This window comes from Paraflavisolibacter caeni (assembly GCF_025628885.1).
In the GTDB taxonomy this organism is placed as follows: domain Bacteria; phylum Bacteroidota; class Bacteroidia; order Chitinophagales; family Chitinophagaceae; genus Flavisolibacter; species Flavisolibacter caeni.
The window spans coordinates 170,440-191,732 of record NZ_JAOTIF010000004.1 but is presented as its reverse complement, the minus strand read 5'-3'; the positions used below and the strand labels follow the sequence as shown (position 1 = coordinate 191,732).

Below are 21,293 nucleotides of genomic sequence, written 5' to 3'. Positions count from 1 at the left end.
TATTAATGCTGAATAGATATTCACATCAGTTCAATGGAAATGCCCAACTTCTTCGAATTTTAAGTTTATTTTGCTAAATGCATCTGTTTCAACTGGTTCGTGTATCAAGACAACTGCAAAAGGAAGTGCAATCCCAGCAACAATTCAACAAGCAATGGCTATTACCATTGTTGAAAAGCCTGGAAATAAAACATAATGGTAAATTTTCTTCAGCTACTTTAAAAAAGATATATAATTATTATGGCATTTATGTTCCAGCGGTAATTTGCAACTCCTATTGCAAATTGAATGGCAAGGAAATGACAGACCAGGAACAGCAATGTGCCACCATGTTCGGCATACTTTCACCATTATATGATGATTTTTTTGATGAGGGAACCTTGTCTAAGGATGAAATTGAGGCCATAACATTAGATCCATATTCCTATCATGCTGATACATTTGAAGAAAAGGTTTTTAAAGAAATCCATTTGTGGTTGCTGCAAAACGTGCCCTACCCTGAACGATATATTGAGACTTTTCAACAGGTATTTCTCAGCCAGTTTGAATCATTGAGGCAAATGGATCAACAATTATCTGAAGAAGAGTTGTTGAAGATTACTTATGATAAAGGATATTATGCCTTTCTTTTGTACCAGGATATATTAGATATCAAGCATACTGAAGCATATAAAAAAGTTTTGTATACATTTTCTGGACTATTGCAATTGGGAAATGATGTTTTTGACGTACATAAAGACCTGCATTCAGGAATTTACACACTTCCAAATCTCAGCCAAAATTTTCCTGCATTCAAGAAATATTATTTTGAAGAAGCTGAGCGTTTCAGGGAGCAACTGATGAATTTAGATTTCCCGACAGAGCGTAAAAAAGACTTTCTAATCATTATTAATTATGTGGTAGCGAGTGGATGGATCGCTATATTGAAGCTAGAAAAGATTTACCAAAAAATTCTTTCCCCTGAAGATTTAATGAAACTGGAAAGAAAGCAACTTATTTGCGATATGGAAAAGCCTATTAATGTGGTGAAGCGGTTTTATTATTGTTACCAGTTTTCCAGAGGAAATGTTTCAATAAAAAGCCTGTAAGAATATGCAAATCTTACAGGCCTTTTCCGATAAAGAATCCTTTTGAGGGTTAAAATATTAAGTAATTTAATACTTGCTGCTTTTTATGCTGCATTTTCTTCTTTCAATTGCATCAGATATGCTTTGATGAACCCATCCAATTCACCATCCATCACAGGTTGAATATTACCAACCTCATAATCAGTCCTGTGATCTTTGATCATTTTATAAGGGTGAAAAACATAACTGCGTATTTGAGAACCCCATTCAATCTTTTTCTTATTGGCATTAGCCGCATTCTTGGCTTCTTCTCTTTTGCGCAATTCTTCCTCATACAACCGGCTTTTCAGCATTTGCATGGCCTTTTCCCTGTTCCCTAACTGAGTTCTTTCGGTTTGGCAAATCACCACAATTCCTGTAGGTAAGTGGGTCAGCATTACCTTGGTTTCCACCTTGTTCACGTTTTGTCCGCCAGCACCACCACTTCGAGCCGTTTCCATTTTCACTTCGCTATCTTTCACTTCAATATTAATGGTATCATCAACCAGCGGATATACAAAAACAGAAGCAAAAGACGTATGCCTTCTTGCATTGGAGTCAAAAGGTGAAATGCGCACTAATCTGTGCACACCGCTTTCTGCCTTCAAAAAGCCATAAGCAAAAGGTCCATCAAACTGGAATGTACAGGTTTTGATACCGGCACCGTCGCCAGGTTGCCAGTCCAGTTCGGTTACTTTCCAACCCTGTTTTTCGCCGTACATGCGGTACATACGAGCCAACATTTCGGCCCAATCCTGGCTTTCAGTTCCACCAGCGCCTGAATTGATTTGCAGTACAGCAGGCAGTTCGTCTTCCGGTTCATTCAGCGTGCTTTTGAATTCAGCCTCTTCGATCATCTCAATTGCCTTGTCATAAGACAATTTCACTTCTTCTTCGCTTCCTTCACCTTCTTTCCAGAACTCGAACAGTACAGCAAAGTCTTCCACGGCATTGTTTACTCCCTCATAAAGGCTCACCCAATATTCATTAAGCTTTATGTCCTTTAGAATAGAAGTAGCGCGGTCATTATCATCCCAAAAGCCCGGGGAAAGAGACAATTGCTTGTCGTTGTCTATTTTTTGATTGCGGTTCTCGACGTCAAAGAAACCTCCTCAGGACAGCTACACGGTCCCTCATATCTTTTAAATTCTCTTGTGTCATAGCGGGCAAAAATAATGACTAATTTTGTAATGAAAATGAATCTTTATGGATAGCAGGAAGACCTTAGTCGTTACAGAAACTTTTAGACAAATACTTTTGGAACTTCACGAGGCAAAAGAAAAAGCTTCTTTGCTCTACGATGACGATGGGTTGACACGGGCAGATGACTTTATTCAAGAATACAAAGCAGATGGGGACAATAGCTATATCCTTTTGGAAAATGGGCAAAAGATTCTTATTAATAGGGTTATTGCGGTGAATGGAACTTTTTTATCCCAATATTCTGAATGCTGACTTAACGCCTCGCTTTCTTTTTATATTTTATCTTAACATTTCCCACACCAGCATTTACTATTTCTATTTTTTTGGCAGCAGCTTTCGATAGATCAATCATGCGGCCAGCAACATATGGTCCACGATCATTAATGCGTACTTTAACAGACTTGCCATTGTTTAAATTGGTGACCTTAACTCTTGTTCCAAAGGGCAAAGTCTTGTGAGCAGCGGTCAATTCTGAGTTGCTGAATATTTCCCCATTTGCGGTTTTCCTTCCATTGAACTTATCTGCATAAAAGGAAGCTTTTCCCGTTTGCGTAATCTTAGGCGCACAAGCAGTAAAACTGATGGCAATTGCTAACAAGGACAAGAAGCAGGAAACTTTCATCTCTGAAATTAAAATTTGAAATGCAAATGTGGTGATTATTACTTATCCCTGAAATACAGAATAGAAAAATTACAGACAGGTCTTAAATATTCTGTAAGTATGAAAATTGCTGTTTTCATACTTTATCCTGGGCTTTGGGTGGGCTTTGGTAGGGAGTATCCTGGGAGTATCTATACTCCAGGTATACTTAAGGTATACTTTAGGTATACTTATGGTATACTGATGGTATACTTGATATACGAAGGATGGATTGTAAGTAACGGGGATTGATTTGATACATGCGGTTTCTGCGTAGGGGAAGGAATAGATTGGGATGTTGATAAAGAAGTATGAAAATGACAGCTATCACATTTACAGTTGACCTGGCTCAGTGTGCTAAAGAATAGAAATAATTAATATTACTCATAATGCTTGTGTTATGAAAATTACTTTGGCTATTATTCTTACATTGGCCTTTCTGCCTTTGATCGTATTGGCTCACGAGGGCCACGGTTCTACTGAAGGCTATACACTAACCCATTATATTTTTGAACCTCTTCATGCTCTCATTACCATCTTAGTTTCAGTTTTAGCGATTTTTATTTTCATGCGGCGCACCAGAAGAGCCAGGGAATAAATTTATTATACATGCACGAGCTTTCCTTAATCCTGAATATCATTGACATTGCTCAAAAAGAGGCAATTAAAGCAAATGCAACAGCGATAGAAGAAATAGAGCTCGATATCGGTTGTCTCAGCACAGTTGAAATGGACGCATTTGAGTTTGCATGGAACATTGCAATTAAAGGAACCATGCTAGAAAGTACCATTAAAAAGTTCAACCGGATTAAGGGAAAAGCAAAGTGTCAACATTGCGGTGCTGAATTTTCAATTCAACATTTATATGATCCTTGCCCGGCATGTAAACATCATGTTCTAAACATTTTGCAAGGAAAGGAGCTATCTGTAAAAAGTTTAGTAGTGAGCTGAAGGAACTCTTCAAACCTTAAAACCAAAAAATATGTGTGCTACCTGTGGTTGCGATGTTTCACGTCATCATCACCATGAACCTCATGAACATTCGCATTCCAGAACAAAAGTAGACCTACAGCAAGATATCCTGTTGGAGAATAACTCACTGGCTGAACGGAACAGGGGGTACTTCCAAGCAAAAAACATTCTGGCGCTTAACCTGGTGAGTGCTCCCGGATCAGGAAAAACGTCATTACTGGAAAGAACCCTTAAGGATCTGAATAGAGAAATTGACTTTTCTGTTATTGAAGGCGACCAGCAAACCACGCATGATGCTGACAGGATCCATGCAACGGGGACAAAAGTAGTTCAAATCAATACCGGTAAGGGTTGCCACCTGGATGCACATATGATATTGCATGCCTTACAGGGATTAAAATCAACGGAAAACTCCATCTTATTTATTGAAAATGTTGGCAACCTTGTATGCCCGGCTATGTTTGACCTAGGTGAAAAAGAAAGAGTTGTCATTGTGAGTGTAACGGAAGGAGAAGACAAGCCGCTGAAATACCCGGATATGTTCCATACCTCAACTCTTTGTATCATCAATAAAATAGACCTCCTCCCCTATGTTCCATACAATCTTGAAAAAGCTAAAGAATACATACACCAGGTAAAACCGGAAATGCAAATACTGGAAGTAAGCTGCACCAACGGAGAGGGATTAGAAACCTGGTACCAGTGGCTAAGATCGAAAATGGTTCAATTAGAAATAGCATAACATGAAAACCTGGGCAATCCATATAGGAGGATTGGTACAGGGAGTTGGCTTCCGGCCCCTGGTGAGCCAGTTGGCTGAAAGCATGCACCTAACCGGATTTGTAAGTAACACCAATCATGGGGTTGACATCTATTTTAATGCAACAGAAGAAACTACCCTTGAATTTTATCATCAAATTCTCAAACATCCACCAGTCAATGCCATTATCATTTCACACGAACTGAAGGAGATGCCTGCCCAGGATTTTACAAGTTTTTCCATAAACGAAAGTAATTCCCAGGGAAAACCAGATCTTTTGCTGACGCCTGATATTGCCATATGTCCCAGGTGCACCATAGAATTGACAGATAACAACAACAAAAGGTATCGTTATCCATTTATTACATGCCTGAATTGCGGCCCTCGTTATTCTATTGCCAAAGACCTGCCTTACGATAGAAAAAATACTACCATGGATCAATGGGAGCTGTGTTCCAATTGCCAACAGGAGTATTTCGATATTTATAACACTAGGCATTATAGCCAGACCAATTCCTGCCACGAATGCAGCATCCCGATGCATTTGTATAATATTAACCAGGAAGAAATAAGAAGTGAAAGCGAAGATATTCTCGCGCTAGTAAATATAGCCTTATCCAATGGGAATATTGTTGCGGTGAAAGGCATAGGTGGATACCTTCTTTTATGTGATGCCACCAATGAAGAGGCAATTGTAAACTTAAGGGAACGCAAAAAACGTCCGACTAAACCATTTGCACTCCTTTATGCGGATTTAGAAATGGCTGAAAATGATGTATGTCTAACAGAAAATGAAAAGACAGAACTTCTTAGCAAGGCTGCTCCTATTGTCTTATGCACAGTGAAAGATGAGGAAGGCACAGGGATCTGTAAAGATTTGATTGCACCCGGTCTCAACCGGATTGGAATCATGCTGCCTTATACCGGGTTGTTGGCATTAATTACCTATGCATACAATAAGCCTTTGATTGCCACCAGCGGAAATATCAATGGATCGCCTATTTTGTACCAGGATGAAGATGCTTTGATCCGACTGGCAGATTTTGCCGATTTGATACTAACCTTTGACCGGGAAATTATCGTGCCCCAGGACGACAGTGTGCTTCAGTTTTCAGCGATTCATCAGAAAAAGATCATAATCCGCCGGTCAAGAGGATATGCTCCCAATTATTTCCCCAATCCATTTACTTCTTCAGAATGCTTACTGGCTTCGGGCGGGGAAATCAAAAGCGCTTTTGCTTTACTGGATCAAAAGAACTTATTTGTCAGTCAATTTTTAGGCGACCAGGGAAACTATGATGCACAGCTATCCTTTGAAAAAACGGTGCAACATTTCTTTAAGATCTTACAATGTAATCCTAAACATATTCTTGTAGATAAACATCCCAATTATTCTGTCAGTTCGTTTGGCAAAAACCTTGCAGACGCTTTCAATATTCCATTTACAAAAGTGCAGCATCACCGGGCGCATTTTGCAGCAGTTCTGGCAGAAAACAATTTAATGCAAACAAAAGAGCCTGTACTGGGCGTTGTATTGGATGGCACTGGTTATGGTGATGACGGGCAAATATGGGGAGGTGAATTTTTCCTGTTTGAAGACCACCAAATAGAACGAATTGCCCATTTAGATTATTTTCCTCAATTGCTTGGAGATAAAATGAGCCGAGAACCTCGTTTGTCCGCAATTTCCTTATGTCGTAATGATCTGGCTCAATTATCTAAAATTCGAAAAAATTATAAAGAAGAGGAATGGGAAATAATAAGCAAGGTGATCCAGCAACCACAACAGCTGTTAACCTCCAGCATGGGAAGAATGCTGGATGGATTGGCTTCTATATTAGGAGTTCAACAGTTTAATACCTATGAAGGCGAAGCCGCAATGAAACTGGAAGCAATGGCAGGTGCTACTTTGGACCGGTCCTTTGACTACTACCCTCTTCCATTGATAAAGAACCGGCTGAATTGGCGAATTATGCTTGAAGCCATATTTGAAGATGAAAATAAAGGCATTCCTGCTAACCGAATTGCATTTAAGGTCTTTTGCTCGCTTGCAAGGTGTATCAAATTAGTTGCTGATTATTATGATGTCAGCAAGGTAGCTTTTAGTGGTGGCGTTTTTCAGAATGCCTTGCTTATTGACCTGATCACCAGCAAGTTGCAAGAGGGATATCAACTTTATTTTCATCAACAGTTAAGTCCTAATGACGAATGTATTGGTTTTGGACAGATTGCGCACTATTGTATTGAGCAAACATCAATAACGGCAGCAATGAATCAATTCACTAATCACCCTACTTAAAATCTTACCAATGTGTTTAGCTATACCTGGAAAAATTCTTTCTATCGTCAGTCCTGTAGATGAAACATTCCGACAAGGAAAGGTTTCCTTTAGCGGGATCGTTAAAGAAGTTAATTTATGTATGGTACCTGAGGCGACTGTTGGTGATTACGTGTTGGTACATGTAGGTGTTGCCATCTGCAAGGTAGATGAAGAGGAAGCGCGGCAAACATTCGCCTATCTGCAGCAAATGGGTGAGTTGGAAGAAATTAAACCTAGTGATTGATGAAGTACTTATCTGAATACCGGAACCCGGGCCTGGTGCAACAATACCTGGAAGAAATTCAACGTATTACAACAAAGACCTGGACTTTAATGGAAATCTGCGGCGGTCAAACACATAGCCTGGTGAAGAATGGTATTCTTGAAATGCTTCCTTCCCAAATTACCATGGTGCATGGTCCTGGTTGCCCGGTTTGTGTCACCTCCACAGATGTTATTGATGAAGCCATTTACCTGGCCCAGCAACCTAATGTCATTCTTTGCTCTTTCGGAGATATGCTGCGGGTACCTGGATCAAAGAAAAGCCTGCTGGAAATAAAAGCGGAAGGTGGGGATGTGAGGCTATTGTACTCCCCGCTGGAAGCAGTATTGCTTGCCAAAGACCATCCTAATAAAGAAGTTGTATTCTTTGCTGTTGGCTTTGAAACTACAGCGCCAGCCAATGCTTTAAGCGTGGTGCAAGCTCATAAAATGGGTGTACAGAATTATTCCATTTTGGCATCGCATGTGTTGGTGCCCCCAGCTATGGAAGCCATACTGGAAGATGAAGAAAACAGAATAAATGCGTTTTTAGCAGCAGGACATGTATGCACCATCATGGGATTGGAAGCATATGAACCGATCGCAAGGAAGTTTAAGATCCCGATAGTTGTCACAGGGTTTGAACCTGTTGATCTTCTCCAGGGCATACTCATGGCGATCCTTCAACTGGAAACAGGTGTGCACAAAGTAGAGAATCAATATGCCCGCGCTGTTCAGAGAGCGGGAAACCTCGTGGCAAAACAAACCATCAATACTGTTTTTGAAATAAGCGACCGCAAGTGGAGAGGGATTGGAACAATTTCTCAAAGTGGGTATGAAGTAAAACAGCAATACCGGCAATTTAATGCACGTTTGAAGTTTAACCTTCACCTGCCTCAAACAGAGGAAATTGGAGACTGTATCAGTGGTGACATCATGAAAGGCCGGAAGAAGCCGTTTCAATGTCCCAACTTTGGAAGTAATTGCAAGCCTGACACTCCTATAGGAGCACCGATGGTAAGCAGCGAAGGGGCTTGCGCAGCTTATTACCATTATGCGACCACACTTAAACAAGTTTCAAAGACTAAGATTTAAAAGGGATAAAGAACATTGAGGAACAATCATCAATTTTTAAACTGTTTTCCATGATCATCCAGTCATGTCCAATTCCCAAATTTAACTTTGAAATGATCTCATTAGGTCATGGTAGTGGCGGACAACTTACCCAGCAACTCTTAAAAAGTGGCGTATTTGAGGTACTGAAAAACGACATTCTTGACCAACAACATGATGGCGCTTTTTTTCGACTGACGGGAGCGGTTGCTTTTAGCACAGATAGTTATGTGATCTCACCTATATTTTTTCCCGGAGGCAATATTGGTGATTTGGCAGTCAATGGAACGGTAAATGATCTGGCTATGTGTGGTTCTTGCCCCAAATACCTCTCATTGGCCTTTATTATTGAAGAGGGTTTACTCATGGAGAAATTCTGGCAGGTGCTGGTGCGTATCAAAGAAGCCGCAGAACGGGCTAATGTTCAAATTGTGACAGGTGATACCAAGGTAGTGGAAAAAGGAAAGGGAGATCAATTGTTTATCAATACATCAGGAATTGGATTGATACATCCTAAAGCCCAGATCCATCACAACCACATTGTACCTGGAGATCAAATCATTATCAGTGGGAACATTGCCACACATGGTATAGCTATTATGAGTGTCAGAAAAGGACTGGAATTCGAGACAACGATTCAAAGCGACACTATAAATCTCAATCATACAACAGCTAAACTCCTGGATGGTTTTGGAAATGCTATAAAATTCTTCCGTGATCCCACCCGAGGAGGCCTGGCATCCGTATTAAACGAGGTAGCGGCTGTTACCCATTGGGGTTATGACATTGACCAGCAGCTGATCCCAATTGAGGAACAGGTAGAAGGTGCTTGCGAGCTGCTAGGGCTGGACCCCTTATATGTGGCTAATGAAGGCATATTTGTTGCGATCGTACAGAAGGAAGCTGCAGGTGATTTCCTGGAGCTACTAAGGTTAGATGCAAACGGCAGAAACGCCGCTATTATTGGTGCTGTCACATGCGAGCACCCGGGTAAAGTTGTCATGAAAAGCCGAATTGGAGGAAGAAGAATTGTGACTCCGCTTACCGGTGAACAATTACCCAGGATCTGCTGATACATCCATATGGAAAAAACTAGAACAAACCATATAGCCATTGTTGGTGTTGGCAATATCATCCGTTCGGACGATGGTCTTGGTTCCTTTGTATGTTGCATGATAGAGGAATTGGATGTGCCTGGCGTTAAAACCCTTACGGTTCATCAATTGAATACAGATATCATAGAAGAACTGCTTGCTTACAAGCATGTTCTAATCGTTGACGCATCGCTTTACGGAGATGACGCAGCCTTACATCTGGTAGAAAAAGATGAAATGCAGGTTTTATCATCGTCTCATCATATGAATGCAGATATGTTAAAGGCACTTGCCGTTAAAATTTACGGGAGAAACTTATCTATATATTCCTGTGCTATCAAAGGAGTGAATTTCGAGACTGGCGATCTACTTTCTGAAACAGCAATCTCAAATGCTTACAAGGCCTTGCAATTGATCAAAAACTGGATTAGGGCTATGCAATAAAAGCATTTTTAAATTCTTTCCAATACTTTTATAATCATTCCATCTGCATTTTTCAATTCAATAGCCATAGGCATCGAGCCCATTGCATGTGTAGAACAAGACAAACAAGGATCATAACAACGGATCGCAGATTCTACCCTGTTCAGCATGCTTTCTTTCATATTATTGCCATCCACATATTGCCTGGCAACGTCGGTAATGGAACGGTTCATAGCAGGATTATTCTGTCCGGTTGCGATCAACAGGTTTACTTTAAGCAATTTGCCCGTTTCATCTGTGATATAATGATGAAACAATGTTCCCCTTGGGGCTTCAGAACAGCCAATACCCTCAGGAAAGTTCCACTGTCCATGCGTTTGAATATTCCCTGAAGTGATTTCCGGATTGTTCAACAACCATTCAGCTTCCTCCACACTGGACAAGGCTTCAATCAAACGGGCATAATGATAATAAAAAGTACCATGAACGGGTTTGCCATTTCCTAATGCTTTAAAGTCCTCAAATTCCCTTTGTGCGAGGGGCGTCTTCATTTTTGAAGCCACATTCAATCGAGCCAGCGGACCTACCCTATAAAATCCTTTTTCAAAGCCGTAAGGTTTGTAATAGGGGTATTTTAAGTAGGACCAGTCTACAGAACGTTCAGCGATCAAGTCAAGATATGTTTTAGGATCAGCCTGGTCATGGAGGATGGTTCCATCTGCGTCCATAAACCGCAACTTTCCATCATACAATTCCGCCTCTCCATCTGGTCCTACTGTACCCAAGTACAAGGTTGGTGATGCGGCAAAGGTTTGTACGAATTTGAAGTTTTCATCGTGAAACTTCTTTAAGATATTCAATCCAAGTTGGACCGTTTCTATCGCCTCTGGTATCCATTTTATCAGTGCTTTCCGGGCTTCTTCTGTTAATGGGAATGCCATACCACCCGGAGCAATCCCCCCACTATGGACCTTTTTTCCAGTGATTCGTTCACTTATTTCTTGTCCGAATTTGCGTAACCTGATTCCTCTAAGGGCTATTTCCGGATATTGCTCAGCCAATCCAAGAATGTTGCGTTTGGCAGGATCACAGTCATATCCAAGTAAGAAGTCTGGTGAGGATAAATGGAAAAAAGAGAGTGCGTGAGATGAAATATTCTGGCCTATATGAATCAATCTTCTGATTAAGTTTCCTGTATATGCAGGCTGAATGCCTTGTATCATTTCACAGGCTTTAACACTGGCAATGGAATGGCTTACCGGACAAATACCACAAATACGGGGTGTTATAATTGGCATTTCGGTGTACATCCTGCCTTCGCAAAACTTTTCAAAGCCCCGGAATTCATTCACATGGAATAAAGCATCACTAACCTGCCCGTTTTCATCTAATTGAATCGAGATCTTTGCATGCCCTTCAATCCGTGTGACAGGTGAAATTGATATTGTTCTTTTAACCAAGTTATCCATATCTCAACTTTTTGGTTTCGTTTAAATCAGGAATACGATCATTCAAGAATTCAGAAAGCACATAAAAAATGGCATCAGCACCAGGAGGACAGCCGGGTATCACGAAATCAACATCCACAACTTCCGGCAGTGGCACTACCTTATCGTTCAGGTGCAATAAGGCGGGATGACCTGGCACACTGCCTTCAGAATCATTACTTACCGCATCAACATAAGCAGCATCAAATACTTCTTTTAACGGAAAGTAATTGCGCATGCCGGTTACATTCGTCATCACAGCGCAATCGCCTAATGCAACCAAAACTTTCGCATGCTTGCGGATGTGTAATAATTCGTTCATATGCTCATCGCTGGTCACCGAACCTTCTATCAATGCGATATCCACATCGGGCAATTCTTTACAGTCAACAATAGGACTTTTTACAATATCTGCCAGCTTAGCCACCTCAAGAATCAGTTCATCTATGTCAAGCAGTGACATGTGGCAACCAGAACAACCACCCAACCAAACCGTAGCTATTTTTTTCCTGTTCATGTGATCATCATTTAATTTGTAATTAAAGCCATCACAAAATCATCTTTCTTCTTTCCATTAGTTCATCAATAATTTCCGGATTCTTTTTCATTTGTCCCTGTACGATAGCTTTGGGCCATAATGCACCTGTCGGGCAGGCTTGGAGGCATTTGCCGCAGGAAGTACAGGTTATAGATTCACCCCAGGGGGTATCGAAATCAGAAATGATCCTAACTTGGTACCCCCTATTCTTCACATCCCAGTTATGAGCACCCTCTACTTCATTGCAAACCCGTACGCAACGGGTACACATGATACAGCGATTTTGGTCCATTACATACCAGGGATGAGAGGTATCCACCTCACATTTGGGAAACAGGAAAGGATAACGGATATGATCCATACCTACTTTATAGCCCAAATCCTGCAATTCACAGGTACCATTAGCCACACATACGGCACAAACATGGTTACGCTCTGCAAAGAACAATTCGGTTGTAATGCGCTGGTATTTTTTTATCCGTTCTGTTTTTGTATGTATAACCATATTTGCTGTAATCTTTGTGGTACAGGCAGATAACAGCTTACTCATACCTTCTATTTCCACCAGGCACAGGCGGCAGGCCCCTACATCATTCACTCCCTTCAAATGGCACATGGTTAGGATCTCAATATCATGCTCCCTGCATACTTCCAAAATTGATTTGCCAGGTTCAGCCTGGAATTGTTTATCATCAATATAGATGGTTAACTTGTTCATACCTGTATATTTGATGGTACTTCAATTTGATCTTTTTGTTCATGCCTGATTAAACGGTTTTGATACTCATTCCTGAAATGCCGTAGTGTACTCAATAAAGGATTTGGTGCAGATCCACCCAGTCCGCACAAACTGGTCTCTTTCACATAAATAGCTAATTCTTCCAGGCGATCCAGGTCAATCTGTGTTGCTCTATTGTCGCAGATCTTTTGAAGCAGGTCGCACATCATTTTGGTCCCAACCCGGCAAGGAAGGCATTTACCACAACTTTCATCCATACAGAATTCCATGAAAAATCGAGCAACATCTACCATATCTGAAGTTTGGTCCATAATGATCAAACCGCCGGAGCCCATAATAGAGCCCAAATTTGTTAAGGCTTCATAATCCATTTTTACATCCAGGTGTCCTGCGGGAATACAACCTCCGGAAGGCCCCCCGGTTTGAGCGGCCTTAAATTCTCCTCCTCCTTGCATGCCTCCGCCAATATCAAAAACTATTTCACGAAGTGAGGTACCCATTGGCACTTCGATCAATCCTGAATAATTGATCTTGCCTGCCAGTGCAAAAACCTTTGTTCCTGCACTTTTAGGTGTACCGATTTCACTGTACCACTCTCCGCCATTTATAATGATAGGTGATATACTGGCAAAGGTTTCCACATTATTAATCAATGTAGGTTTTCCCCACAAACCAAATTCTGCCGGGAAAGGAGGACGGGGTCTTGGCGTGCCTCTTTTGCCTTCGATTGAAGCGATCAGGGCTGTTTCTTCACCGCATACAAATGCTCCGGCGCCTATGCGCACTTCCACGTCAAAAGAGAAATTACTTCCTAAAATGTCTGTACCTAATAAGCCCATTTTCCGGGCCTGTTTAATTGCTGTTTCAAAGCGCTTAATAGCCAGGGGATATTCACCTCTTATGTAGGCATATCCCTTTGTAGCGCCAATAGCATAACCAGCAATGGCCATCCCTTCCAAAACCCTGTGTGGATTTCCTTCCAGCACGCTACGGTCCATAAAAGCTCCAGGATCACCTTCATCGCCGTTACAAATCACGTATTTCTGGTCGTTCACATATTTATAAACTGTTTCCCATTTTAAGCCAGTTGGGTAACCGGCCCCACCCCTACCACGTAATCGACTGTGTTTGATCTCTGCGATGACATCTTCGGGGCTCATTTCACACAATGTTTTGTCTAAAGCCTGGTATCCGTCATGAACGAGGAAATCTTCAATTCTTTCAGGATTAAGTTGGCCACAGTTTCTCAACACAATTTTCAATTGGCTTTTAAAGAAGGGGTCTTCCCGGGCATCTCTAAACGGTTTTTCCCGGGTATCAGCAAAAAGCAGTAAATGTTCAATAGGCTTTTTATCTATAATTTGACTTTGAACAATCGCAGCAATATTGGAGCAGTCCACTTTCTGGTAAATAGTATGGTCCGGTAAGTATTTCATCAGAGGCCCCTGGTTGCAGGGTCCCATACAGCCTGTAGGAATGATCTCCACATCATGATCTAACCCCCTGGTTGTCACTTCTTCCTGCAGTTTTTTCAATACTTCTTCAGATCCGGAAGAGATACAGCCGGCACCACAGCAAACACCAATTTTATGTTTGTATTTGTTGTTTTCCACCTTTGCTTTTTCAGCATAGATGATTGTTTTCAGGTCTTGCCTGTTCATTTTGCAGCCATTTTATCGATGATCTTATTGATGATTTCTCCAAGTGTTACTTTTCCTTGCACTTCGTCATCCAGTACAACGGCAGGTGCAAGCCCGCATGCGCCAATACAGCGCGCTACCTGGATTCCTAGTTGGTTATCGGCGGATACTTGTCCAGGCCTTAACCCTATTTTACTTTCAATTTCATTCAAAATAACCTGGGCTCCTTTCACATAGCATGCAGTACCGGTACATACCAGGCAAGTATGCTCACCCTTTGATTTAAGAGAAAAGAAGTGATAAAAAGTAACGGTTGAATAAACCCTTGAAGGTGGAAGGCTAAGTGCTTTGGATATATATGCCAATACATTCAGTGGCAGGTGTCCATAAACATTTTGTGCTGTATGCAAAACTTCAATCAATGCATCAGGCTTAAAATTCTCCTTTTTGAGTTTTGCAGCGATCAATTTTACTCTTGGATCTGTTTTGTGGAGTTCAGCATCCAATAGGGATGATCCACTTTTCATGATGGCGAATGATTAAGTGATATGAATTTGCAAACGTCAGGAAGAAATGGGGTACCTAAATTGGAAAAGAATAATGCATTGGAGTAGGTATGTTCCTATAAATGTATATCATCCCATTCAACTGTTTTCATGACTTTTATCATGTTTTGAATATAGGTGGTTTTTCATTGTTATTCAATAACGATCAGGAATGATCTATTCAGGACAAATGATTTTTATAATGAAAATAGCCCTAAGAAAGGGCTATTTTTTCAATCTACTTTAGCTTTGAGTTGAGCCTCAGTAACATAATGTCTGTGTCCTTTTTTATCAACCCAGTAATACTTTGAGTGATTGTCTATGTATATGGTTTCGCCATTAGGACCAACTTTGTCCTTGTATACTTCGTCTGTGACTTTGGCTTTGCCCTTTGAGGCGACTTCTGCAGTTTTTTGCCCGGTTTTTTTTGCTCCTTTCTCTACTGCATGGGCGCCTTCTTTCACCTCTTTTTTCACTTTTGAATCATCGGCATCCTGAGCATTGGCTGCAGAAGAAAAGCCGAGGATCAACGCAAAACAAATGATACCTGTAAGTTTTTTCATAATCATAGGTTTAAATTAAAAATCAAGGTTTGTCTCTTTGTTTCTTCTAAAATAATGCCAGCAGGAATTGTAGAGCTTGTTATTCAGGAACTTAGTTGACCCAATCACCGGCCAGCATCACCTTTTCAATTAAATGATGACCAAAAGAATAGGGAATGTAATCAAGAGAAGGGATTTCTTGTGTCAAGATAAGGTTGGCCAGTTTGCCCTTTGTAATGCTGCCAGCAATATTTTGTACTTCCATTGCAAATGCGCCATTGATCGTTGCAGCATTGATGGCTTCTTCAGGCAGCATCCGCATCTGAATGCAACTTAAAGCCACAACAAAATTCATATTGCCAGATGGTGAGGAACCGGGGTTAAAATCAGAAGCTAAAGCTATGGCACAACCAGAATTAATCAGTTCCCTAGCAGGTTGGTAAGGCATTCGTAGAAAGAAAGCTGCTGTAGGCAACAATGTACCAATCGTAGATGCATTGGAAAGCGCTTTAGTGGCTTCTTCATCCATAACTTCCAAATGATCTACAGAAACTGCATTCATCTTCACTCCTACTTGAACGGCTCCTGAAGCACTGAGTTGGTTGGCATGTATTTTAGGCTTTAAACCATATTGTTCCCCTGCTTTGCAAAGCTTCTGGGTGTCTTCGGTAGAAAAAAAACCTTTTTCACAAAATACATCAATATAATCTGCTAACTTTTCCTGTCCAATCCTAGGTAACATTTCTTCGATTATTAATTGAATATATTCTTCCCGGTTTTCCAGGAATTCAGAGGGAATTGCGTGTGCTCCTAAAAAAGTAGACTTGATCGGTATCCTAGTAGTGCTTTTGAGCCGTTGAATTACCCTCAGCATTTTCAATTCACCTTCTACCGACAACCCATAACCACTTTTGATCTCTATGGCACCTGTACCCAGTTTTATTACTTCCTGCAATCTTTTATAGGATTGTATGAACAAATCTTCCTCCGAGGTGACATTTAACTTTTTAGCGGAATTGAGAATACCTCCGCCTTTTGCGGCTATTTCAGCATATGTAAGTCCCTTGATCTTGTCAATAAATTCTTTTTCCCGGCTACCAGCAAAAACCAGATGGGTATGGCTATCGCACCAAGAAGGAAGTATCATTTTACCAGTAACTTCAAATGTAGCAGGAATTTTCAGGTAGGATGGCGGTATCTGGTGCATGAAGCCAAAATCTGCGATGACATGATCCTCTATTAATAGAAAGGCATTTTCAATGCAAGGAAGATTTTGTAAGTCACTACCTCTCAACAACTTTGAATCGTTGCGAACATTCACCAGTAATTTAATATTTATGAATAGAGTAGTCATCTTTATAATATTCAGAACAGGACTCTTTCTGACATTAGGCCTCCACTACATCAGCAGTAACGCGAATATCTTCAGTTACCTCTTTTTTTTCTGGTCTTAACGAGAAATATGCTATCATAGTACTAGCTATCATCAAGATGGCTCCAAGCATAAACGGGGCCCCGGGAAAATGAACCGGAGCCGATGGTTTTGTAAAATAAGCAAAAAGGTTGGTCATTATGGGAGGGCCGATAATAGAAGTCGCACTCATCAAGCTTGTCAAAGCTCCTTGTAGAATGCCTTGTTCATTAACAGGAACATGTTTTGAAATAACAGCCTGCAAAGCAGGTCCAGCAATTCCGCCCATACAATAAGGGACCATAAAAGCAAATAGCATCCAGCTCTGCGTTGAAAATGCAAACAACAACAATCCTATTGAATAAAAACTTAAGCCAACATAGATGCTTTTTTTATTCCCAAGCCGAGGATTTATAAACCTAATAAGTCCTCCTTGCACAAGCGCCATCATAAAGCCAATCATTCCCAGAGAAGCTCCAATCAGCTTTTCATTCCATTTGAATTTTTCAATTGTAAAGAAGGTCCAATTGCTATGGATCGCATGAGATGCAATGTAAATCAGGATGAGCGATCCTGTGAGTCCGGCAATCCCTTCGTATTTTCTTATATGAAGTAAAGACCCAAGCGGATTTGCTCTTTTCCAGTCGAAGGCCCTTCGGTTTTGCTTTGGCAAAGACTCTGGTAAAATGAAATAACCATAAAGAGCATTCAATAAACTCAACCCTGCCGCTACTAAAAACGGTATTCTTGGTCCAAATGATCCCAGTAGCCCGCCTATAACAGGGCCAATGATAAAGCCCAGACCAAATGCGGCACCGATCATTCCAAAATTTTGCGTGCGGTTTTCGTTGGTGCTGATATCGGCAATATATGCTGCAGCAGTTGTAAAAGACGCTCCTGTAATACCTGCAATGATGCGACCCACGAACAGCCAACCGATGGTTGGTGCAAAAGCCAAGAAGAGGTAATCAATGCCAAAGCCCAATAAGGATAATAACAATACAGGACGTCTCCCAAAACGATCGCTCAAGTTGCCTATGATTGGTGCAAACACAAACTGCATAATCGCATAAGCAAAAGTTAACCATCCGCCCCATTTGGATGCCTCACTTATATTGCCATGGATCAGACCCTCGATCAATTTTGGCATTACTGGTATAATCAATCCAAGTCCAGTAACATCTATGAGAAGGGTAATAAAAATAAAACTTATAGCTGCTTTACGCGATGTAGCCATTTAAATTAAGTTTGAAGGTATAAACCCTTAATTTTTGAAATAAGCATATGATTTTAATAAAGACAAATGAGGATTTTGAAGTTATAGGAACTTGTTCTTCACTTCTCCAATCCCAATTCTACTCTTAATTTCTTTGTTAGTTTAGCTTTTACCAACTCATAGCTTTGCCTGATAAAAGCTTCCCATTCGTCTTTGTGTATAACTGATGGATTTGTTACTAAAACCCATTTAGCTCGTGCCATATAAGGTGCAGGTTCAAAATGCGGCCGGCACATAAGTTCATCAAACTCCTCATCTTTTACTTTAAAAGAACATTTGAATGGCAAATCCAAAGCGGCCACGCAAAACATTTTACCTCCAATAGAAAAAACAAGATCATTATCCCACTTCACATCTTCAGTACAAGCAGTTAAGCCCAAACAGAAACTTCTTAAAAAATCTAAATCCATAAATTGAAGGATGTTTTTGTGACAAAAATGCCGCAACTTTTGCAGGTTGCGGCATTTCCTTACATTATAATTCAGGTACTAAGATGTTTTTTTCTTAACCGCTTTTGGCGTAAAAATAGCCAGCATACGTTTTCCTTCCAGTTTCGGCATGCTTTCCAATTGGCCAAATTCTCCAAGTCGCTCTGCGAATTTCAATAAAAGCAGTTCACCCCTGTCTTTAAACTGAATAGCACGTCCTTTGAATTGTACATAAGCCTTTACTTTATTTCCTTCTTTAAGGAAGTTCTCGGCATGCTTCGATTTGAAATCAAAATCGTGGTCATCCGTATTAGGTGTAAAGCGAATTTCCTTCATCTCGGTAGTTTTCGCCTTTGCCTTCATTTCCTTTTCTTTCTTCTTCTTATCGTAAAGGAATTTATTATAGTCAACAACTTTACAAACTGGAGGATCTGCCTGCGGAGAAATTTCTACCAGGTCAAGAGCTTGTTCCTGTGCGATTTTCAATGCCTCTTGTGTAGGATAAACTCCAACAGTAACATTGTCGCCAACCAAACGTACTTGCGGAACACGAATGTGATGGTTAATACGGTGTTCAGCTTCTTTACGGGGAACAAACTTGCCCCTGTTTAAACCTCTATGTGGTAATGCCATAAATTAAGCTTCACATTCAGCAGCCGGCAATCCGCTTGCTTGTGAATCATATTGTTTTATTTTTAAGTTTATGCCGGGTTTTATTTTGCTAATATAATTTATTATTACTGTAAATATAAAGGCTGCAAGAACAATTCCCATTACTTTAAGCAATATAATTTATTTATTATATTTGCTGCACTTAAAAATGAGCAATCTATCCCTCTCTCCTTTCTTCAATTTCAGTTTTAACTTCCTGGATAAATTCATCAGCATCTTTTGTGCCTAAATCTCCTTTACCTTGCCTGCGGATGGCAACTTTTCCTTCATTCATTTCTTTTTCACCAATTACCAGCATATAAGGCACCTTCATGAGTTCTGTATCCCTGATTTTTTTACCAATCTTTTCGTTCCGGTCATCTACCTCAGAGCGGATTCCTGCCTTCTTCAATTTAGAAAGAACTGTCTTGGCATAATCCATAAACTTGTCACTGATTGGTAATATTTTCACCTGCAAAGGAGCCAACCATGCCGGGAATTTACCAGCATAATGTTCTAAAAGGAATCCGATAAATCGTTCATGGGTACCCAAAGGTGCACGGTGAATAATCAGCGGAGTATCAGCCTCATTATTATGATTGGTATATTCCAATTTAAAGCGACGGCCCTGAGCAAAATCCACCTGGTTGGTTGCCAAAGTAAATTCCCGTCCAATAGCGCTCCAAATCTGCACATCAATTTTTGGCCCGTAGAATGCTCCCTCGTCCGGAACTTCCACATAAGGTGTACCCGTTTCTTTTAACACCTGGCGCACCATTTCTTCCGTTTCAATCCAGAGTTCAGGTTCATTAATGTATTTCTGACCAAGTTTGGAAGGTTCATGGAGCGACAAACGCATGACATACTTATCAATACCAAAGATCTTAAAGTATTTAAGATACATATCGTTTACTGCCTTAAATTCCTGGAAGAACTGGTCTTTAGTACAGTAAATATGAGCATCGTTCATGTGCAAGCAACGAACCCTCATCAGGCCAAACAGCTCACCACTTTGCTCGTACCGGTAGCAAGTGCCATACTCTGCCAAGCGTAAAGGAAGGTCTTTATAGCTTTTGGGCTCAGCTGCAAAAATCTTGTGGTGGTGCGGGCAGTTCATAGCCTTCAGGTAGTATTTAATACCTTCCAATTCCATTGGTGGGTACATACTATCCTGGTAATAAGGCAGGTGGCCACTGGTCAGGTACATACTTTCCTTAGCGATATGTGGTGTCACCACGCGCTTATATCCAGCGTCCTCCTCTGTTTCTTTAGCCAGCTTTTCCAATTCTTCAATGATCACAGTTCCATTTGGCAACCATAAAGGCAAACCCGGGCCCACATCATCATCGAATGTAAAAATTGCCAATTCCTTACCTAATTTCCGGTGATCGCGTTTTTTCGCTTCCTCCAGCATTTGCAGGTATTCATCCAACTGTTTTTGAGAAGGAAATGTTACCCCATAAATACGGATCAATTGTTTATTTTTCTCATCCCCTTTCCAATATGCACCGGCAATATTGGTCAATTTGATGGCTTTAATTAAGCCTGTATGAGGTAAGTGCGGCCCGCGGCACAGATCTGTAAAGGCTCCCTGGGTATAAAAGGTAATTTCTCCATCATTTAACCCCTGGAGCAGGTCCAGCTTATATTCATCTCCTTTTTCCGTAAAATACCGGATTGCTTCGGCTTTGGGAATGGCTTTCCTTACATAAGCATTGTTTTGTTTTGCCAGTTCTGCCATTTTCACTTCCAACTTGCGCAGGTCATCTTCTGAAATGTGCCTGTCCCCAAGGTCAATGTCATAATAAAAGCCATTTTCCACTGCAGGACCCACCCAGAACTTTACGCCAGGAAACATTGATTCAATAGATTCCGCCATCAAATGGGCAGAAGAATGCCAGAAAGTGCTTTTTCCACCTTTATCGTCCCAGGTCAATAATTTTAAAGTAGCATCATTTTCTATAGGACGGGTGGCATCCCAAACCTCGCCATTCACTTCGGCGGCTATAATCTTCCGTGCTAAACCTTCCGAAATGGACTTGGCAATGTCCAGGGCAGTAACGCCTTTTTCGTACTGCCGCACTGCCCCATCCGGAAATGTAATATTCATCATAATTTTGTTGTGGCTTAAAAGAGCGGCAAAA

At 40.8% G+C, this 21,293-nt stretch carries 23 protein-coding genes; 10 read left to right on the top strand and 13 right to left on the bottom strand.

Annotated elements, in window-relative coordinates; all coding sequences use genetic code 11:
• The first annotated feature begins 77 nt into the window (after positions 1-77).
• Complete coding sequence (locus OCK74_RS08470) at positions 78-1,088, top strand: class 1 isoprenoid biosynthesis enzyme (RefSeq protein ID WP_279296589.1); 1,011 nt, start codon at positions 78-80, stop codon at positions 1,086-1,088.
• Positions 1,089-1,171: 83 nt separating this feature from the next.
• On the opposite strand, the gene prfB is transcribed toward OCK74_RS08470, so the two are convergent.
• Positions 1,172-2,267 (bottom strand): peptide chain release factor 2 gene (gene prfB, locus OCK74_RS08465; RefSeq protein WP_423803145.1). Its coding sequence is split into 2 segments (ribosomal slippage): positions 1,172-2,218 and positions 2,220-2,267, totalling 1,095 coding nucleotides; the frame shifts between segments, so codons are not numbered across the junction.
• 45 nt (positions 2,268-2,312) lie between these two features.
• Here prfB and OCK74_RS08460 point away from each other — a divergent pair.
• Positions 2,313-2,561 (top strand): hypothetical protein, encoded by a 249-nt coding sequence (locus tag OCK74_RS08460; protein ID WP_279296587.1) that lies wholly within the window; start codon positions 2,313-2,315, stop codon positions 2,559-2,561.
• 1 nt (position 2,562) lies between these two features.
• On the opposite strand, the gene OCK74_RS08455 is transcribed toward OCK74_RS08460, so the two are convergent.
• A complete protein-coding gene (locus tag OCK74_RS08455; RefSeq protein ID WP_279296586.1) occupies positions 2,563-2,931 on the bottom strand; it encodes a septal ring lytic transglycosylase RlpA family protein in 369 nt (122 codons plus the stop codon).
• A 418-nt stretch (positions 2,932-3,349) separates the two neighbouring features.
• Between OCK74_RS08455 and OCK74_RS08450 the strand changes: the two genes are divergently transcribed.
• The 8 genes from OCK74_RS08450 to OCK74_RS08415 are packed head-to-tail and all read left to right on the top strand — an operon-like array spanning position 3,350 to position 9,913.
• Positions 3,350-3,547 carry a hypothetical protein gene (locus OCK74_RS08450; protein WP_279296585.1) on the top strand — a complete coding sequence of 66 codons (198 nt, stop codon included), beginning with the start codon at positions 3,350-3,352 and terminating at the stop codon, positions 3,545-3,547.
• Positions 3,548-3,558: 11 nt separating this feature from the next.
• Positions 3,559-3,900: a hydrogenase maturation nickel metallochaperone HypA gene (hypA, locus tag OCK74_RS08445; RefSeq protein WP_279296584.1), complete on the top strand. Its 342-nt coding sequence runs from the start codon at positions 3,559-3,561 to the stop codon at positions 3,898-3,900.
• 31 nt (positions 3,901-3,931) lie between these two features.
• Positions 3,932-4,663, top strand: coding sequence for a hydrogenase nickel incorporation protein HypB (hypB, locus tag OCK74_RS08440; RefSeq protein ID WP_279296583.1), 732 nt, complete (start codon positions 3,932-3,934; stop codon positions 4,661-4,663).
• 1 nt (position 4,664) lies between these two features.
• The gene (hypF, locus tag OCK74_RS08435; RefSeq protein WP_279296582.1) at positions 4,665-6,980 is read left to right on the top strand and encodes a carbamoyltransferase HypF; all 2,316 of its coding nucleotides are present in this window, start codon (positions 4,665-4,667) and stop codon (positions 6,978-6,980) included.
• Between the two features lie 10 nt (positions 6,981-6,990).
• The gene (locus OCK74_RS08430; protein ID WP_279296581.1) at positions 6,991-7,245 is read left to right on the top strand and encodes a HypC/HybG/HupF family hydrogenase formation chaperone; all 255 of its coding nucleotides are present in this window, start codon (positions 6,991-6,993) and stop codon (positions 7,243-7,245) included.
• The gene (gene hypD / locus OCK74_RS08425; protein ID WP_279296580.1) at positions 7,245-8,357 is read left to right on the top strand and encodes a hydrogenase formation protein HypD; all 1,113 of its coding nucleotides are present in this window, start codon (positions 7,245-7,247) and stop codon (positions 8,355-8,357) included. The genes OCK74_RS08430 and hypD overlap by 1 nt, the downstream gene beginning before the upstream one ends.
• Positions 8,358-8,407: 50 nt before the next feature.
• Positions 8,408-9,448, top strand: coding sequence for a hydrogenase expression/formation protein HypE (gene hypE, locus OCK74_RS08420; protein ID WP_279296579.1), 1,041 nt, complete (start codon positions 8,408-8,410; stop codon positions 9,446-9,448).
• A gap of 9 nt (positions 9,449-9,457) precedes the next feature.
• The gene (locus tag OCK74_RS08415; RefSeq protein ID WP_279296578.1) at positions 9,458-9,913 is read left to right on the top strand and encodes a hydrogenase maturation protease; all 456 of its coding nucleotides are present in this window, start codon (positions 9,458-9,460) and stop codon (positions 9,911-9,913) included.
• Positions 9,914-9,921: 8 nt separating this feature from the next.
• Here the strand turns inward: OCK74_RS08415 and OCK74_RS08410 are convergent, their stop codons facing one another.
• The 11 genes from OCK74_RS08410 to thrS all read right to left on the bottom strand — a co-directional run bounded on the left by OCK74_RS08410 (position 9,922) and on the right by thrS (position 21,262).
• On the bottom strand, positions 9,922-11,361 hold the full coding sequence (locus OCK74_RS08410) for a Ni/Fe hydrogenase subunit alpha (protein ID WP_279296577.1): 1,440 nt from the start codon (positions 11,359-11,361) through the stop codon (positions 9,922-9,924).
• Entirely contained in the window at positions 11,354-11,896 is a 543-nt protein-coding gene (locus OCK74_RS08405; RefSeq protein ID WP_279296576.1) for an NADH-quinone oxidoreductase subunit B family protein, read from the bottom strand. The genes OCK74_RS08410 and OCK74_RS08405 overlap by 8 nt, the downstream gene beginning before the upstream one ends.
• Positions 11,897-11,927: 31 nt before the next feature.
• Positions 11,928-12,635, bottom strand: coding sequence for a bidirectional hydrogenase complex protein HoxU (gene hoxU / locus OCK74_RS08400; protein WP_279296575.1), 708 nt, complete (start codon positions 12,633-12,635; stop codon positions 11,928-11,930).
• Positions 12,632-14,317, bottom strand: a complete 1,686-nt coding sequence (gene nuoF / locus OCK74_RS08395) for an NADH-quinone oxidoreductase subunit NuoF (RefSeq protein WP_279296574.1) — start codon at positions 14,315-14,317, stop codon at positions 12,632-12,634. Before nuoF ends, hoxU begins: the two co-directional genes overlap by 4 nt.
• Positions 14,314-14,823 carry an NAD(P)H-dependent oxidoreductase subunit E gene (locus OCK74_RS08390; RefSeq protein ID WP_279296573.1) on the bottom strand — a complete coding sequence of 170 codons (510 nt, stop codon included), beginning with the start codon at positions 14,821-14,823 and terminating at the stop codon, positions 14,314-14,316. Before OCK74_RS08390 ends, nuoF begins: the two co-directional genes overlap by 4 nt.
• Before the next feature lie 251 nt (positions 14,824-15,074).
• A complete protein-coding gene (locus OCK74_RS08385) occupies positions 15,075-15,404 on the bottom strand; it encodes a hypothetical protein (protein ID WP_279296572.1) in 330 nt (109 codons plus the stop codon).
• Positions 15,405-15,495: 91 nt separating this feature from the next.
• Positions 15,496-16,737 (bottom strand): imidazolonepropionase, encoded by a 1,242-nt coding sequence (gene hutI / locus OCK74_RS08380; RefSeq protein ID WP_279296571.1) that lies wholly within the window; start codon positions 16,735-16,737, stop codon positions 15,496-15,498.
• Positions 16,738-16,771: 34 nt separating this feature from the next.
• Positions 16,772-18,031, bottom strand: a complete 1,260-nt coding sequence (locus OCK74_RS08375) for a TCR/Tet family MFS transporter (protein WP_279296570.1) — start codon at positions 18,029-18,031, stop codon at positions 16,772-16,774.
• Between the two features lie 98 nt (positions 18,032-18,129).
• Complete coding sequence (locus OCK74_RS08370; protein ID WP_279296569.1) at positions 18,130-18,480, bottom strand: MmcQ/YjbR family DNA-binding protein; 351 nt, start codon at positions 18,478-18,480, stop codon at positions 18,130-18,132.
• A gap of 78 nt (positions 18,481-18,558) precedes the next feature.
• Positions 18,559-19,131: a translation initiation factor IF-3 gene (gene infC / locus OCK74_RS08365; protein ID WP_279296568.1), complete on the bottom strand. Its 573-nt coding sequence runs from the start codon at positions 19,129-19,131 to the stop codon at positions 18,559-18,561.
• Between the two features lie 196 nt (positions 19,132-19,327).
• A complete protein-coding gene (gene thrS, locus OCK74_RS08360) occupies positions 19,328-21,262 on the bottom strand; it encodes a threonine--tRNA ligase (protein WP_279296567.1) in 1,935 nt (644 codons plus the stop codon).
• Positions 21,263-21,293 lie beyond the last annotated feature (31 nt).

Excerpts from the sequence above, each read along its gene's own strand:
- OCK74_RS08460 (WP_279296587.1), top strand. The coding sequence starts at position 2,313 with ATGGATAGCAGGAAGACCTTAGTCGTTACAGAAACTTTTAGACAAATA.
- hypB (WP_279296583.1), top strand. The coding sequence starts at position 3,932 with ATGTGTGCTACCTGTGGTTGCGATGTTTCACGTCATCATCACCATGAA.
- OCK74_RS08470 (WP_279296589.1), top strand. The coding sequence starts at position 78 with ATGCATCTGTTTCAACTGGTTCGTGTATCAAGACAACTGCAAAAGGAA.
- hutI (WP_279296571.1), bottom strand. The coding sequence starts at position 16,737 with ATGACTACTCTATTCATAAATATTAAATTACTGGTGAATGTTCGCAAC.
- OCK74_RS08450 (WP_279296585.1), top strand. The coding sequence starts at position 3,350 with ATGAAAATTACTTTGGCTATTATTCTTACATTGGCCTTTCTGCCTTTG.
- OCK74_RS08405 (WP_279296576.1), bottom strand. The coding sequence starts at position 11,896 with ATGAACAGGAAAAAAATAGCTACGGTTTGGTTGGGTGGTTGTTCTGGT.
- OCK74_RS08430 (WP_279296581.1), top strand. The coding sequence starts at position 6,991 with ATGTGTTTAGCTATACCTGGAAAAATTCTTTCTATCGTCAGTCCTGTA.
- thrS (WP_279296567.1), bottom strand. The coding sequence starts at position 21,262 with ATGATGAATATTACATTTCCGGATGGGGCAGTGCGGCAGTACGAAAAA.
- hypD (WP_279296580.1), top strand. The coding sequence starts at position 7,245 with ATGAAGTACTTATCTGAATACCGGAACCCGGGCCTGGTGCAACAATAC.
- OCK74_RS08390 (WP_279296573.1), bottom strand. The coding sequence starts at position 14,823 with ATGAAAAGTGGATCATCCCTATTGGATGCTGAACTCCACAAAACAGAT.
- infC (WP_279296568.1), bottom strand. The coding sequence starts at position 19,131 with ATGGCATTACCACATAGAGGTTTAAACAGGGGCAAGTTTGTTCCCCGT.
- OCK74_RS08415 (WP_279296578.1), top strand. The coding sequence starts at position 9,458 with ATGGAAAAAACTAGAACAAACCATATAGCCATTGTTGGTGTTGGCAAT.
- OCK74_RS08455 (WP_279296586.1), bottom strand. The coding sequence starts at position 2,931 with ATGAAAGTTTCCTGCTTCTTGTCCTTGTTAGCAATTGCCATCAGTTTT.
- OCK74_RS08410 (WP_279296577.1), bottom strand. The coding sequence starts at position 11,361 with ATGGATAACTTGGTTAAAAGAACAATATCAATTTCACCTGTCACACGG.
- OCK74_RS08385 (WP_279296572.1), bottom strand. The coding sequence starts at position 15,404 with ATGAAAAAACTTACAGGTATCATTTGTTTTGCGTTGATCCTCGGCTTT.
- hypA (WP_279296584.1), top strand. The coding sequence starts at position 3,559 with ATGCACGAGCTTTCCTTAATCCTGAATATCATTGACATTGCTCAAAAA.
- hoxU (WP_279296575.1), bottom strand. The coding sequence starts at position 12,635 with ATGAACAAGTTAACCATCTATATTGATGATAAACAATTCCAGGCTGAA.
- hypE (WP_279296579.1), top strand. The coding sequence starts at position 8,408 with ATGATCATCCAGTCATGTCCAATTCCCAAATTTAACTTTGAAATGATC.
- nuoF (WP_279296574.1), bottom strand. The coding sequence starts at position 14,317 with ATGAACAGGCAAGACCTGAAAACAATCATCTATGCTGAAAAAGCAAAG.
- hypF (WP_279296582.1), top strand. The coding sequence starts at position 4,665 with ATGAAAACCTGGGCAATCCATATAGGAGGATTGGTACAGGGAGTTGGC.
- OCK74_RS08375 (WP_279296570.1), bottom strand. The coding sequence starts at position 18,031 with ATGGCTACATCGCGTAAAGCAGCTATAAGTTTTATTTTTATTACCCTT.
- OCK74_RS08370 (WP_279296569.1), bottom strand. The coding sequence starts at position 18,480 with ATGGATTTAGATTTTTTAAGAAGTTTCTGTTTGGGCTTAACTGCTTGT.